This is a genomic window from Moorena sp. SIO3I6 (assembly GCF_010672095.1).
The window spans coordinates 1-13,993 of record NZ_JAAHHU010000070.1; the positions used below are offsets into that span (position 1 = coordinate 1).

Genomic DNA, 13,993 nt, shown 5'->3' on the forward strand with positions numbered 1-13,993 from the left:
CAGAGTAAATAGGGCAATCGGTGAACCCATGGTATGAACACTAGCCAGAGGAATGGCACTGTCTTGCTCAGATTCGATTCCCAAAATGCTTTTGCGAATCTCCTGAATACTCTCATGACCAGGTATACTTGGGTCATCCCATCGACTAGCAAACAACACATCAAATAGGATAATCGTTCCCCAACTGTGAGTAACTAGGTGCAAACGGTCCTGATCTTGGTATCCCTCCAATCCCTGATCAGCTTGTCTACTCATCTGGTCAATAGCCAGAGAACCAACATGTCTGCTGAGGTAGAGAGCTCCGTCTCCAACGAATTGTAAGATTTGCTTTTCACGAAAGTCGCGCAATTAAATCCCAATAAATAGGTATAAAACGGTATCTAACGGTATAAAACCGACATTGACACTTTACTAGCGCCTTAGTATAATCAAGAAAGAAGACACAGCAGTTGACGATGTCATTGAAAGTAGGAGCAACTAAGAGACTATCGACTCAAATTGTCCCCGTGGTGGGGATGAGTAAGTCGGTAGAGTTTGAGTTGTTGCAGGTAATGAAAAAACTAGGCGTCGTCAGGGCTGAGTCTTACAACAAACTGGGAAGCATTAACCATTGGGGACTGGACTGGAAAAAGGCCATCCCGGAAGTAAAGAGCTTCAGGACTCCCAACACCCTGGGGCTGCCTGCTAAGCTAATGGATTGGACCATTAATGATGTAGCAAAAGCCATTACAGCGAGCCAAGCAGCCTGTACCGATGCCGTTGTCAAAAAAATCTATAAAAGGCTCCCCGGAAAAGAGAACCAAAAGGCTAGAAAAGAATATGCCACGCAACTACTGACCTTAGCTTTCCTGGATAATCCACTCCTTCACCGACTCATTAGAAAGGAGTTTCAGCGGGGGCATTCCTGGGTCAAGAACCAGATAGTTTATCAACAAGTAGGCTATAAGTGCAGAAGGCTCTCCCGCAACACTTATCAGTTAGAGCTAGCTGGATTAAGAAGAGGAAAAAGAAACAGAATAATCGTCAGATCTAATCGCAAAATAAGTGGGCAGATTAGATTAATCCACAATCAAACCCTACAAAGATTTGAGATTCACTTCTTAGTAGACTATGGAACCGTAGAAGTACCCGCCAACCGCCGTCCTGTTGGGATAGATAAAGGGTACACAGAGGCTTTCTATGACTCAGATGGCCAAGGGCATGGTTTGAACTTGGGCAAGGCGACTACTAAAAAGTCCGACCGTATTTGTGCCAAGAATCGTAATCGAGGGAAGCTTTGGGCAATACATAGAAAACTGGAAAAACTAGATCCAGTCAAATCGGCTCGAATACTAAAAAATAATTTAAACCGAAAGACAGAAAATAAGCGCTACAGACAGAATCAGTCAGAGCTGACAGCAATAATAGGAGCTGCTTCTAAGTCGCTGTTTAATGGCGAATCACTCTTAGTTTTTGCGGAAGATTTAACACAACCAATATTGAATAAACGCCAGTCCAAGGCTATGTCTCGCCAGCTCAATAGTTGGATGAAAGGAGTAATGCGGGATTCGTTACAGAAATGGGCTAATTGGACTGGGTCGGTTGTTACAGAAGTCCAGCCTAGTTACACGTCGCAAATTGACTCCGTGACCGGAACCCTTCTGGGGAAAAGAAGCGGGGACAGTTTTACCAGATTTAATGGGGTCGTGTTGCAGGCTGACCATAATGCTGCCAAAAATATCCTTGACAGAGGTACGGATCAGGAAATCACCCGGTACATGGCTAAAACCGAGGTACAGGCAGTATTGTTGCGTCGTACCGCGCGTTTCTTGGAAGGAATGGGACTTAGTTTACTTGATGCCATCGAGCTTGGATGGCTTAATGGCAAGCATAGCAAAACTAAGGCTTTTAAGGAACTCCTGGCCGAGATGCCAGGAACGCCTAGACAGATTAGTGGGAGGCTTGACTCCAATTGCTGACTACCACTCCTCCCTCAGGCAACAATAAATTGCACCTTGACCGTTTTATACCGGATTATCCCGATTAATGACGGTTTAAGAGTATCTCTCTGAACCAGAACTCATTCCACACCTTCGATGCCTGTAATGCTGTCACCAGGTCCTTCTCCTGCTCAATTACCACATTACCCCAGTACAGAGGGATCTTTTTGAGTTGAACGGATGACTCAACATTATTTTGAATCAGATCGAAAAGCTTGTCAGCGTATTGGGGTGTTTCTCGATCTTGGCGAGTATTGACACCATGTATAAACAAAATGTAGTCCGTAGCCACGGATCACCCTCTCTTTTATGGAATTTTATAGATTCCATTAGTTTATGCGATCGCGTACCCTACCCGACCGCTATCATCGATTCTTGGTAGGGAGTAGGGAGTAGGGAGTAGGGAGTAGGGAATATGGCCTCAAAAATTATCTAAATGGAATTCTTGAGGGATGATCTTTTTACAAATAAATATAAGATGCACCCGATATAATTTCTGTCTTCTGTTTCCTAAAAATACAGCCAATTTATTATACTAATATTAATTCCTAATCAGGTAGTCTGGTAAAATAGTTTCGCTATCTATCTGTGCCAATTCAATCTGCTTTTGGGTCAGATTTTTAGCTCCTTGGAGGTTAGCCTCTCTTAAATCTGTACCCTGGAGATTAGCTCCCTCTAAATTTGCCTCTTGCAAGTTAGCTTGAATCAAAGATGCCCCCTGTAAATTAGCGTTCCAGAGGATTACCTTTTCTAGCTTAGCTCTCCTGAGAAATGCCCCTTCTAGGTTAGCATCAAATAAGCAAGCGTCTGTCAAGTTAGCTTTTATCAAGTATGCTCCTTGGAGGTTAGCTTGATTAAAGTCTGCCCCTTCTAGATTGGCTCCGATCACATATGCTCCTTTTAGATTAGCCTGATTAAGACAAGCTCCTTGTAGTTTGGAGCCACTAAGGTATGCCTCTTGCAGGTTTGCTTCTGTTAAGTTTGCCCCAATCAGTGTGGCGTTACATAAATCAATTTTCTGATCTTCGAGTTCTTTTGAGCTGTCGCGCCTTGCAATAACCGTTAGGGCACCTTGAATATCAATAGGGAGTTTTTGGTCTTCTGTAATTGGAAGAGGACTGGATGAGTCATTTATTTGCTTTTGCTGCTCTACATGAATCTTCCCAGGGGACTGATATCGCACAAATGTCGATAAAATTTCCATAATTTTCCAGTGGTCTTGGGCAGAAACCTTAGCAATTCGTTCTAGGGCATAAATTCCACCTAGCCGTAGGGCAATCTGATCAGAACTCAGCCACTCCAGGGCATTATTCAAGCATTGAATTATTTGCTTGTCTTCTGTACCGATAGTAGTCTTGACAGTTATACCAGTTTTTGAGAGGTTATATAAACCTTTGTTTAAGTAGTAAAGTTTAATCAAAATTACTAGTCCAATAGCCATTATTACAACAGCTATAAAAAACAAAATTTTGTCTTTTTGCTCTACTTGATTTACCAAAAAAAATAGTTTATTGAGTTGGGATTTTTCAAGAAACCCCTCAATAAAATTTATGGGAAATACCACAAACCAATATAACGAAGCAATCCCTAAGTAGACTAAGCCACTATAAATCAAAAAAACAACCATTTTCAACCGTAAAGGGTGATTGTTGGGCGGGTTTACCTTGAGCTTCATGTCTTGTATTATACTGACTCAACTGGTATAATTTATTAAATCACCATCTTGTGAATATAATGTGAAGAAATTAAAAAATCTAACTAACGAGCTATATCTATATACAGGGAACAGGGAACAGCGGATCTGGGAGTAGGGAATCGGGAGTAGGGAATCGGGAGTCGGGAGTCGGGAATCGGGAGTCGGGAATCGGGAGTCGGGAAAAGCGGGAAATGGGAAGAATTATCCCGGAAATTATAGTGTATTTTGATACATATTTTTATTAATTTATACGTAATAAAAGTACCTCCTTTTTAAAAAACCTACCCTTGTAAGCATCTCCCCATCTCCCCATCTCCCCATCTCTCCATCTCCCCATCTCCCACACTTCCCTCTCTTTCCCAACTCCCAACTCCCGACTCCCGACTCCCTACTCCCTACTCCCTTGACTAATCAACGGAATAGAATAGGATAAATCTGACGCCAAGCTAGGATATAAAACACAACAGTCCATACCAACAACCAGATTAAAGGTAACTAGTTAACCTGTAAGTAGTCAGCCTATGCGCTACGCACACGCTGCGCGAACAGCTATCAGCTATCAGCACACTGACATACCCTACGGAACATTTTAGGACTAGTTTCAGTCTGAACCTTAAATCCAACAACTCTGGTACCTGCTTTACCTTTCCAAGAAGCCCTTGATCCAGTTTGGTAATGGTACTATACCAATAGTTTGGATTTACTCTATCATTTTAGGTAACCAATTCCCAAAGCTATAGTATGGTTTATTCTGGCACTCTTAATTCGGTCAGGCTCGCCTGTTTCGTTGCTCTTCCCGTGATGGCAGCTTTGGTAGTACTGCCACCAGCCCAGGCACAAGGTGCTGATATCCAAGTAGAATCAGACATCACTGACCCCAACAATACCGGACCGTTGACTCAAGAAGACAGCCTATTGAGTATGCCGGGGGGAGAGCGGATGATGCAAGAGGCGACTAACGCTATTGATTCAGGGAACTATAGCGTAGCTGCCAAAAAACTCCAAGAAGCACGTCAGATATTCAACCAGTTGTCTAACTTTTACCAACAGCTGGCTTCCAGTTTTTCTGGCATTGACAACCGAGTCTACGAGTCTCAACGGCAAAAAGCCCTGGAAACTGCTGAAAAGCGAGATGAAGCTACCTATCGGCTAGCCCTAGTCCATCGAGCCAATGACCAGCCAGAATTAGCTGTCCCCTTGTTAATTCAAATTATTCGGTCTCAAAATCCAACCAGGGAATTGGGAAAAAAATCCTACCAACAGCTGTTTGAGCTAGGATTCGTCGATTCTCCCTTTCCTAGAAATGGCAATAGCCAGCCCACCTCATCCGCTGGTTCTAATAAAGGCAGTTAAATTGTAAGCTATCAGCTTAAGCGCTACGCGCACGCTACGCGAACAGCTATCAGCTATCAGCTTATGGGCACGCTACTTGAGGTGCTTTTGAATAAAACAAGAGGTAAGCATTGGTTTCATCTGAGTTACGGAAAGCTGAGCGCTGAGCGCTGAGCGCTGAACGCGCACGGGTGCGCGTAGCGCATATGCTTACGTTTAATTTTAGTATATTTTAGAAATTCGACTAGAAACTAGAACAAAAAAAATGGATCCGATTAGTACACAGCAAGTTGAAGAAAAGATTAAAGCATCGATACCGGATGCTCAGGTAAAGGTAGAAGATTTAGGGGGTGGTAACCATCTGCAAGCCATTGTTGTCTCCTCCGAGTTTGAAGGTAAATCCCTGGTGAAACAACATCAGCTGGTTTATGGTGCCCTAAGCCAAGAGTTGGCAACAGAGGCCATTCACGCCCTAGCCCTAAAAACCTATACCCCTGAAGCGTGGGCTGGCAAGCAGTAAACTGGCGTAAGTCATAATTAGAAGAGTCTAGGATTTTGCGATCGCTAGACTAATATAATATCGACTATCAAAATAACTATCTAGATATCCCAGGAGTTTAAGAAAACGATGACACCAGAACTGAAAGAGAGAATAGATAAATTAACACAAGACCACAAAATTTTGGTATTCATGAAGGGCAGCAAACTAATGCCCCAGTGTGGCTTTTCCAATAATGTTGTCCAAATTCTGAATCACTTAGGAGTTCCCTACGAAACTGTAGACGTACTACAAGATTTCGACATCCGTCAGGGAATCAAAGAATATTCCAAGTGGCCAACGATTCCTCAAGTGTACATTAACGGAGAGTTTATCGGTGGGTCTGATGTGATGATTGAGATGTATCAAAATGGTGAATTGCAGCAGACCGTGGAAGTCGCCCTGGCATCCTAATCCTTGACTGCACCAAACTATTGACACAACTGAAGAACCGCAAAAAGCGATCGGATTAGGAAATGCGATCGCTTTCTTGATGCAATAGCGAGTGGGGTAAACCACGGCAGTCGCTCATGGGGGGAACCCCCTTTGGCGGCACTGGCTCCCCAAGACCGCGCTGCATCGCTTTTTTTAGGGCGTTGCTTAATAATGGAATGATTTTAAGAGTTTTCTGGAATGGACATGTTGGTGGAATGGGCATCTTGCGTGGAACTGGCATCTTGCCAGTTTCATGCTTATTGTGGAACTGGCATCTTGCCAGTTTCATGCTTATTGTGGAACTGGCATCTTGCCAGTTTCATGCTTATTGTGGAACTGGCATCTTGCCAGTTTCATACTTATTTTCGAGCGGGCAGGATGCCCACTCTACTCCTATTCATTGCTTGATTCAGCAACGCCGAATTTTTTCCTATTCCCTATTCCCTAGTGATCCAACCAAACCGCTAAATCCGTTGCTGTCTCAAAATCCAACAACGCTTCACTCAATTCCTCCAATCGAGTAATCGATAATCCCTCAATCCGCTGTTGGAGCACAGGGTCAAGTAAACCTAACCTCAGGGTTAGCTGACGGATCACAACTAATAGGGCTCCCTCCTGCTTACCGCGCTGGAGTCCCTTTTGGACTCCCTTTTGGATAATATCTTGATAGGTAACTGATTCTTCCATAACTTCCTCTGACAAGGTGAACACTGACAGTTAAATCTCAGCAGTGATCCAACCAAACCGCTAAATCCGTTGCTGTCTCAAAATCCAACAAGGCTTCACTCAATTGCTCCAATCGAGTAATCGATAATCCTTCAATCTTCTGTTGGAGCACAGGGTCAAGTAAACCTAACCTCAGGGTTAGCAAACGCATCACAACTAATAGGACTCCCTCCTGCTTGCCGCGCTGGAGTCCCTGCTGGAGTCCCTTCTGGACTCCCTTTTGGATAATATCTTGATAGGTAACTGATTCTTCCATAACTTCCTCCCTCAACAATCGACAGACTAAATTTTTGTCAAACCGCAAACCAGCCAGTACATCTACACAGGCCGCTAGGTTTCCCCGTAATGGTTTTTCTTCAATTCTATCTACTTCCGCAACCACTTGCTCTAACAATCGATTAGGGCTATTACTCCTAGCTAAAGTCGCCAAGGGTAACAAAGCCTGATTGGCTAACAACGGTAATGGGTCTTGTTCCCACAGACGAATTATTCGATAACGGTGCCAGGTATTAGTATCCCTAAACTCGTTATTGAATACCATCTGTGAGGTCGTAGACTTTAGGAAAATTACCACCTGCTCAATCGGACATCGATATTTCCGTTGTAGTCTGACCCAGTAGTCCAACATCCGAAATGGTAATGGTGGCTCGGATTGGGGCAGGGTTTGAAATTCTAGGTGCAGAATTTGGTTTGTACTTTGGAGTACACTCAGAGCATCAGCTTGAATGGGTTCAGCACTTAATTCAGTTTTAAGTACCTGAATATCTCTAGGTTGTTCACCCAATAGCCAGTGAAAAAACTCCGATGGATATTCTTCTGCTAGGTATTTGCAGATATTGTCGTAAGCCAAGGCAAATTGTTCAAAATTAACACTATCTCAGACACTGTATTAAATCTGAACCAGAAAATTTATAGCACCTGGATCTTGTTTATTGATGCAAGTTATGATAGCGGAGTAGTTCTGATTTACAGAATACCTTTAGATAAGATTTAAATCAGAAGGATGCATCTCATTAAAGCTGTTTGAGCTGGTGGGTGGAATAGGCATCTTGGTAGAATAGGCATCTTGCCTGTTCCCTGATTCGAAGTTCCCTACTCCCTACTCCCTACTCCCTACTCCCTACTCCCTACTCCCTACTCCCTACTCCCTACTCCCTACTCCCTACTCCCTTTGCTATTAGCTGAATGAGCATCCTAGAGTTATATTCTACTCTCAAGCATTATGAAGCTGCCCTGACCGCTGTTGAAAAAACTGACAATAAACCATCTGCTGAAGCCATTCTTCGTGTCCTGATTGCTCGCAATATTGTTCACGAAAAATTTGCTGATATTGCCCACATTTCTAAAGATAAACTGATTAAACTGATTGAATTAGATAGCAGATTAAAAAAGCAGGCTGGTTTGATTACTCAGACTGTGCAATTAGCGGATTTGCGGATTAGTTTTCATCCCCCAAAAGACTACTGGTGGTGGTTTCTGGAAGCGCCTACTCATCCACGAGACCATTTGGACTGGTTTTGGAATGCAGGGACAGTTGCCTTGTTAACCGCATCGGTGAGTCTAGTGGTAGATATTTCCTCCCGTTTTTTGAGTACTAGTCCGGGTTTTCTAGGTTCTTTTGCGGTGATTTCCCAGAGTGCATTGACCTTGTTGACAGCTGGGGGAATTTTAACCAAAGCTGGTCGTACAGGAATTGAAGATATTCAATTACGATTAGGGATTAAAAAATATCTTTGGCAAGAAGTTAAATTGGGACTATCGGGAGTACTTTTAATTTCCTTAATTGGCTTTCGAGCATCGTTGCCCTTGATTTCGGACTACGTTAATGAAAAGGGTGTAAAGAATTATGATGACGGGGACTGGTCAAGTGCTCAGTCTAATTATGAACGAGCATTGAGTCTTAATCCAGATAATGCAGACGCTCACTATAATTTGGGTCGTATTTATGAAGATTTACAGGATTTTAAGAAGGCGCGAACTCAGTATAGGTTAGCGGCACAGGGGGGCTTAGATGCTGCTTATAATGAATTGGGACGGTTGTATATTCAAGACAAAAAATATTCCCAAGCGGTATCGTTACTTTTGACAGGATTAGAGAATATGCAAGAAGAGGATATTCAAAATAAACTACTTAAAACAGAGGATATTAAAATTCAAAATGACACTCAATATGCATTATTGAAAAACTTGGGCTGGGCAAGGTTGAAGCAAGGACGCTATGCCGATGCCGAAACCTATCTCAGAGATGCTATTGAACTCGATAAAATACTTGAGGAAGAGTTTAAGCAAACTCCGGCGGCGGCTCACTGTTTATTAGCTCAAGTCATTGAAAACAAACCAGAAAAAGATCCAGACAATGCCTTGGCAGAATGGAAAATTTGTTTACGCTATACTGATATCCGTAACCCTGATGAAGATATCTGGGTTGGGATGGCTCGTGAACGCATAGATGCTCAGGACAAGACTAGTGAATCGACTAAGTAAGCTGATTTGCTCTGCCCCGATCTTGACCATAGTTATGATTATGTTGGGAAGTATGGTGAGTAAGCCAGTACTGGCAGGGCATTGGATTTTTAAAACCACAGGTAGAGTTGAGCTAGAACGGGAGGGATGGTCACGTTTCCATCCAGTGCCTAACTATACCACTATAAATCCAGGGGATCTGGTCAGACCAGCATCGGGGGTTAGGGTTAAGGTATTTTGTGATCATGGTAAAATTCGCTCTGTAACTGCTGGGGTAACAACAGGCATCAATGCCATATGTCCACCACCGCGAAGAAAAAGCTCTGGGAGAATTGTCACACCACGTCCAGTAGACCGCTATATTCCCTACATTATCAGCCCACGGGCAACTCGTTTACTGACTTACACCCCAACTCTACGCTGGAATGATGCCACCGATGCTAACAGTTTCACGGTTACGGTCAGGGGGCGAGGATTGGATTGGACTGAGGAATTTAGTCGAGACAAGGTTTGTCAAAAGGGTATTTGTCAGGTGGTTTATCCAGGGAATAAGCCCCTAAAACCTGGAGTTAGTTATAAGTTGGTCGTTAAGGCTGATACCAATCGTTCCTCTACAGAGGATAAGACTGGAGGACTGGGATTTAAGCTGATTGATTCGGATCAAGCTAAAAAAATTCAGGTGATTGATGGACTGATTAAGGGACAGAATCTACCAAAGGAGTTCAAGCCCTTAGCTCTAGCTGACCTCTATGGTGACTACGGTTTAACGGCTGAGGCCATTGAAATCCTGGAAGGACTAGAAAAGAATCAAAAAATAGTACCGATTTATCGTTTATTGGGTGATTTGTATCGACGGATAGGACTAGTTTTGGAAGCAGAGATTCCTTATTCAAAGGCAGTCGAACTGGCAGAAAATCAGCATTGGGAAGAACTGGCAGCAGCCAAAGCTGGATTAGGGGAAGTTAAGCATGCTCGTGGGAATCGGCAAGAAGGAGTGAGTTTGTTAGAACAAGCGAAGGCAATCTATGAACAGTTTGGCGATCGCAAACGGGTAGGGGAAATAGAAAAGCGACTGGCAGAGTTAAAGTAACATTTCATAAACCCTACATTAAACTTCCTATTTGATTCAGTTCTTCTCTATTGGAAATTACCAGTCAAAGCCAGTGCCACTTAAGTCTGTATTTTTTACCATAGCAACGTTGCTAGGAGTGGGGAATTGTCCAGGGTTGGGAGCCGAGACTAGGGCGTGTTTTCAAAGTTTTCCCCAAGATTATGATCCCCCCCAGCCCCCCTTAATAAGGGGGGAGCCATTCTCAAAGTCCCCCTTTTTTAAGGGGGATTTAGGGGGATCTCCGAGTTTGAAGACACGCCCTAACCCCAGGTTTTGGGCAATTCCCACGCAATCTCTGACTGCTCCAGAGACTATACCCTTAATGCCGTCCTCTGGTCAAAGGATTGCCTTAGAGAGTACCACAGTTCGCGATCGCCTTAATAGTAACAGCGAGACTCACGAAAACAACAGCTACTACAATCGCCATACCTTTGAGGGGAAAGCTGGGGAGCAGATTACCATAGAACTAACCAGCGACGAGTTTGACCCTTACCTGATTCTCATTGACCCAGACGGTAACCTTAACATAATTGCTCAGAATAACAACAGTGGTGAGGGAAAAAATGCCCGAATTACCCTTACTTTACCGACTACGGGGACTTATGTGATTTGGGCTAACTCCTACAATAAGCAAGAAACTGGTAACTATACCCTGACTTGGAGAGAAGCCACCCCTTCAGACTTACTTCAAGCTAAAGCTGACCAATTGTTACAGCAGGGAATCGAACAAGATAAGACCAGTCAATATCAAGCTGCGCTCAAGTCCTGGCAAGAAGCCCTAGGCATTTATCGGGAACTAGAAGACCGCCAGGGGGAAGCCAACTCCCTGGGCAATCTAGGACTTGCTTACCATAGCTTGGGGCAGTATCAACAAGCGATTGAGTTTCATCAGCAGTCTTTAGCCATTGAAAGAGAACTAGGAAACCGTCAGGGGGAAGCTAACTCTCTGAGCAGTCTGGGGCTTGGTTACCATAGTTTGGAACAGTATCAACAAGCGATTGAGTTTTATCAGCAGTCTTTAACCCTATATCGAGAACTGGAAGACCGCCAGGGGGAAGCCAACGCTCTGGATAATTTGGGGCTTGGTTACCATAGTTTGGAACAGTATCAACAAGCGATTAATTTTCATCAGCAGTCCTTAGCCATTGAAAGAGAATTGGGAAACCGCCAGGGCGAAGCTAACTCCCTCCACAATTTGGGCAATACTTACTATAGTTTGGAACAGTATCAACAAGGGATTAAGTTTTATCAGCAGTCTTTAGCCATTGAAAGAGAACTGGGCAATCGTCAAGGGGAAGCTAATTCTCTGAGCAGTCTGGGACTTGCTTACAATAGCTTGGGAGAGTACCAACAAGGGATTAAGTTTCATCAGCAGTCTTTAGCCATTGAAAGAGAACTGGGCAATCGTCAAAGGCAAGCCAACTCTCTGAGCAATTTGGGGAATACTTACCATAGCCTAGGACCTTATCAACAAGGGATTAAGTTTCATCAGCAATCTTTAGCCATTGAAAGAGAACTGGGCAATCGTCAAAGGCAAGCCAACTCTCTGAGCAATCTCGGTAGTGTTTACTGGAGGGTAGGGCAATACCAACAAGTAATTGAGTTTCATCAGCAGTCCTTAGCCCTATATCGAGAACTGGAAGACCGCCAGGGGGAAGCCAACGCTCTGGATAATTTGGGGCTTGCTTACTATAGTTTGGGGCAGTACCAACAAGCGATTAATTTTCATCAGCAGTCTTTAGCCATTGAAAGAGAATTGGGAAACCGCCAGGGCGAAGCCGACTCCCTCCACAATTTGGGCAATACTTACGATAGCTTGGGGCATTACCAACAAGCGATGGATTTTTATCAGCAGTCCTTAGCCATTGAAAGAGAATTGGGAAACCGTCAAGGGGAAGCTAACTCTCTGGGTACTCTAGGAATTATTTACTGGAGGCTAGGGCAGTATCAACAAGCGATTGAGTTTCATCAGCAGTCCTTAGCCCTATATCGAGAACTGGGAAACCGTCAGGGGGAAGCTGCTTCCCTTAACAATCTGGGGGTTGCTTACGATAGCTTGGGGCATTACCAACAAGCGATTGAGTTTTATCAGCAATCTTTAGCCATTGACAAAGAACTGGGAAACCGTCAATGGGTAGCCTACTCCCTCCAGAATCTGGGTGCTACTTTAAGTCAAAAAAATCAACCTGAGTTAGCCATCGACTTTTATAAACAAGCCATCGAGGTTCAAGAATCTATCCAAGGTGAACTCAAAGTAGAAGAGTTGAAAACCTCTTATGCCAGTCAGGAGGTAGATATCTACGAAAATCTCATCAATCTATTGTGGAACCAAAAAGACTTTGAAACTGCCTTCAACTATGTGGAACGGGCAAGAGCCAAAGCCTTCCTCGACCAACTGGCTAATGAGAAGATAGACTTTCGTGCTGGGGCTGACTCCAAACTCCTGGAACGGGAACAAGACCTCAAAGCTGAAATCAATGCCCTCAGCCAGGAATTAATTACCCTGCGCAACGGTCCCAAAAACCAGTGGGATAACAAGACGATTGCGGAAATCGAAAACAAGCGAACTGCTCTGCGAAAAGACTACCAGGACTTGCTGGTTCAACTAAAAATCCAAAACCCTGAAACCGCTAGCTTAAAAACTGTAGAGGTTGCCTCCCTCCCTGAAATCCAAGGCTTGCTGGATGCGGATACCACCCTAGTCGAGTACTTTGTGACAGATGAACGCACCCTAGCCTTCATTATCACCCGCAACAGCTTCCACACTGTCCCCCTCAATGTCACTCGCCAACAACTCACGGAAGAACTGACACTTTTCCAAGACTTTGCTGACTTAGATGAACCCCATCCCCTAGAACTGAAAAACCTGCACGACTGGCTAATTGAACCCCTCCAGCCCCATCTCAACACCACCAATATCAGCATTGTTCCCCACAGTATCCTGCACTATCTGCCCTTTGCTGCCCTCACTGACGGCAAGGAGTACCTCAGTGACAACTACGCCCTATTGTCTCTCCCCAGTGCTAGCATCCTGCGCTATTTACCCGACAAGGGCAAATCAACCACAGGCAGTCTTCTTGCCCTGGGAGATCCCACCATTCCGGGACTTTCCCCCTTAACTTATGCTCAAAAAGAAGTAGAAACCATTGCCCAGCTCTTCAAGACCAAAGCCCTGGTGGGGGAAGCGGCTACCGAAAGCGCTCTCCGGTCTAGGGCTAAGCAATCGGGAATTATACACCTAGCGGTTCATGGGAAGTACAACCTTCGTAACCCCCTATTCAGCGCCATCCGTCTCCTAAAAGATACCCAGCACGACGGTTCCTTAGAAGTTCATGAAGTCTATGGGTTAGATTTAACCAGTACCACCAATTTAGTTGTGCTCAGCGCCTGCCAGACCAAAATCGGTGAATTGAGCCGGGGTGATGAAGTGGTAGGACTAAACCGTGCTTTCTTGTATGCCGGAACCCCCACCATCATCGCAAGTCTCTGGAATGTGGATGATGCTGCGACAGGACTGTTAATGAAGCAATTTTACAGCCATTGGCAAGGGGGAATGAACAAAGCCGAGGCATTACAGCAAGCCCAGAAAGATTTACGGAAAACATATCCCCATCCTTATTTTTGGGCAGCATTTTCGTTGACAGGGGATGCTGGGAATAGGGAGTCGGGAGTAGGGAGTAGGGAGTAGGGATAAACAGAATTTTTTCCTGTTC

General features: G+C 44.3%; 13 protein-coding genes and 1 pseudogene. 8 read left to right on the forward strand and 6 right to left on the reverse strand.

Annotation, left to right across the window (positions count from 1 at the left end):
- Nucleotides 1-348 (reverse strand): annotated as a pseudogene (locus F6K49_RS20050) (hypothetical protein); the annotation flags it as partial.
- Between the two features lie 107 nt (nucleotides 349-455).
- Between F6K49_RS20050 and F6K49_RS20055 the strand changes: the two are divergent.
- Entirely contained in the window at nucleotides 456-1,958 is a 1,503-nt protein-coding gene (locus F6K49_RS20055; protein ID WP_293071440.1) for a zinc ribbon domain-containing protein, read from the forward strand.
- A 64-nt stretch (nucleotides 1,959-2,022) separates the two neighbouring features.
- On the opposite strand, the gene F6K49_RS20060 is transcribed toward F6K49_RS20055, so the two are convergent.
- On the reverse strand, nucleotides 2,023-2,271 hold the full coding sequence (locus F6K49_RS20060; RefSeq protein ID WP_293021689.1) for a hypothetical protein: 249 nt from the start codon (nucleotides 2,269-2,271) through the stop codon (nucleotides 2,023-2,025).
- Between the two features lie 249 nt (nucleotides 2,272-2,520).
- Entirely contained in the window at nucleotides 2,521-3,606 is a 1,086-nt protein-coding gene (locus F6K49_RS20065; RefSeq protein WP_293071441.1) for a pentapeptide repeat-containing protein, read from the reverse strand.
- A gap of 810 nt (nucleotides 3,607-4,416) precedes the next feature.
- On the opposite strand from F6K49_RS20065, the gene F6K49_RS20070 reads away from it, so the two are divergent.
- The 3 genes from F6K49_RS20070 (at nucleotide 4,417) to grxD (ending at nucleotide 5,959) form a co-directional block, all read left to right on the forward strand.
- Nucleotides 4,417-5,028, forward strand: a complete 612-nt coding sequence (locus F6K49_RS20070) for a hypothetical protein (RefSeq protein WP_293021691.1) — start codon at nucleotides 4,417-4,419, stop codon at nucleotides 5,026-5,028.
- 244 nt (nucleotides 5,029-5,272) lie between these two features.
- Nucleotides 5,273-5,527 (forward strand): BolA family protein, encoded by a 255-nt coding sequence (locus F6K49_RS20075; RefSeq protein ID WP_293021693.1) that lies wholly within the window; start codon nucleotides 5,273-5,275, stop codon nucleotides 5,525-5,527.
- Between the two features lie 108 nt (nucleotides 5,528-5,635).
- Nucleotides 5,636-5,959 (forward strand): Grx4 family monothiol glutaredoxin, encoded by a 324-nt coding sequence (grxD, locus tag F6K49_RS20080; protein WP_293044206.1) that lies wholly within the window; start codon nucleotides 5,636-5,638, stop codon nucleotides 5,957-5,959.
- Nucleotides 5,960-6,014: 55 nt separating this feature from the next.
- On the opposite strand, the gene F6K49_RS20085 is transcribed toward grxD, so the two are convergent.
- Complete coding sequence (locus tag F6K49_RS20085; RefSeq protein ID WP_293044208.1) at nucleotides 6,015-6,221, reverse strand: hypothetical protein; 207 nt, start codon at nucleotides 6,219-6,221, stop codon at nucleotides 6,015-6,017.
- Nucleotides 6,222-6,233: 12 nt separating this feature from the next.
- Here F6K49_RS20085 and F6K49_RS20090 point away from each other — a divergent pair, with 12 nt between their 5' ends.
- Nucleotides 6,234-6,428: a hypothetical protein gene (locus F6K49_RS20090; RefSeq protein ID WP_293099439.1), complete on the forward strand. Its 195-nt coding sequence runs from the start codon at nucleotides 6,234-6,236 to the stop codon at nucleotides 6,426-6,428.
- On the opposite strand, the gene F6K49_RS20095 is transcribed toward F6K49_RS20090, so the two are convergent.
- Both F6K49_RS20095 and F6K49_RS20100 read right to left on the reverse strand, forming a co-directional pair.
- Nucleotides 6,425-6,667, reverse strand: a complete 243-nt coding sequence (locus F6K49_RS20095; protein WP_293021698.1) for a DUF4351 domain-containing protein — start codon at nucleotides 6,665-6,667, stop codon at nucleotides 6,425-6,427. The genes F6K49_RS20090 and F6K49_RS20095 overlap by 4 nt on opposite strands.
- A gap of 37 nt (nucleotides 6,668-6,704) precedes the next feature.
- The gene (locus tag F6K49_RS20100) at nucleotides 6,705-7,556 is read right to left on the reverse strand and encodes a DUF4351 domain-containing protein (RefSeq protein WP_293044212.1); all 852 of its coding nucleotides are present in this window, start codon (nucleotides 7,554-7,556) and stop codon (nucleotides 6,705-6,707) included.
- 335 nt (nucleotides 7,557-7,891) lie between these two features.
- Here F6K49_RS20100 and F6K49_RS20105 point away from each other — a divergent pair, with 335 nt between their 5' ends.
- The 3 genes from F6K49_RS20105 to F6K49_RS20115 all read left to right on the forward strand — a co-directional run bounded on the left by F6K49_RS20105 (nucleotide 7,892) and on the right by F6K49_RS20115 (nucleotide 13,968).
- Nucleotides 7,892-9,190, forward strand: a complete 1,299-nt coding sequence (locus F6K49_RS20105) for a tetratricopeptide repeat protein (protein ID WP_293040956.1) — start codon at nucleotides 7,892-7,894, stop codon at nucleotides 9,188-9,190.
- Between the two features lie 34 nt (nucleotides 9,191-9,224).
- A complete protein-coding gene (locus F6K49_RS20110) occupies nucleotides 9,225-10,259 on the forward strand; it encodes a tetratricopeptide repeat protein (RefSeq protein ID WP_293099442.1) in 1,035 nt (344 codons plus the stop codon).
- A 268-nt stretch (nucleotides 10,260-10,527) separates the two neighbouring features.
- Complete coding sequence (locus F6K49_RS20115) at nucleotides 10,528-13,968, forward strand: tetratricopeptide repeat protein (protein WP_293099444.1); 3,441 nt, start codon at nucleotides 10,528-10,530, stop codon at nucleotides 13,966-13,968.
- Nucleotides 13,969-13,993 lie beyond the last annotated feature (25 nt).

What these genes read in the sequence shown, in the direction of transcription:
- F6K49_RS20055 (WP_293071440.1), top strand. Translation starts at nt 456, where the DNA reads ATGTCATTGAAAGTAGGAGCAACTAAGAGACTATCGACTCAAATTGTC.
- F6K49_RS20065 (WP_293071441.1), bottom strand. Translation starts at nt 3,606, where the DNA reads ATGGTTGTTTTTTTGATTTATAGTGGCTTAGTCTACTTAGGGATTGCT.
- F6K49_RS20070 (WP_293021691.1), top strand. Translation starts at nt 4,417, where the DNA reads ATGGTTTATTCTGGCACTCTTAATTCGGTCAGGCTCGCCTGTTTCGTT.
- F6K49_RS20075 (WP_293021693.1), top strand. Translation starts at nt 5,273, where the DNA reads ATGGATCCGATTAGTACACAGCAAGTTGAAGAAAAGATTAAAGCATCG.
- grxD (WP_293044206.1), top strand. Translation starts at nt 5,636, where the DNA reads ATGACACCAGAACTGAAAGAGAGAATAGATAAATTAACACAAGACCAC.
- F6K49_RS20085 (WP_293044208.1), bottom strand. Translation starts at nt 6,221, where the DNA reads ATGCCAGTTCCACGCAAGATGCCCATTCCACCAACATGTCCATTCCAG.
- F6K49_RS20090 (WP_293099439.1), top strand. Translation starts at nt 6,234, where the DNA reads ATGCTTATTGTGGAACTGGCATCTTGCCAGTTTCATGCTTATTGTGGA.
- F6K49_RS20095 (WP_293021698.1), bottom strand. Translation starts at nt 6,667, where the DNA reads ATGGAAGAATCAGTTACCTATCAAGATATTATCCAAAAGGGAGTCCAA.
- F6K49_RS20105 (WP_293040956.1), top strand. Translation starts at nt 7,892, where the DNA reads ATGAGCATCCTAGAGTTATATTCTACTCTCAAGCATTATGAAGCTGCC.
- F6K49_RS20110 (WP_293099442.1), top strand. Translation starts at nt 9,225, where the DNA reads ATGATTATGTTGGGAAGTATGGTGAGTAAGCCAGTACTGGCAGGGCAT.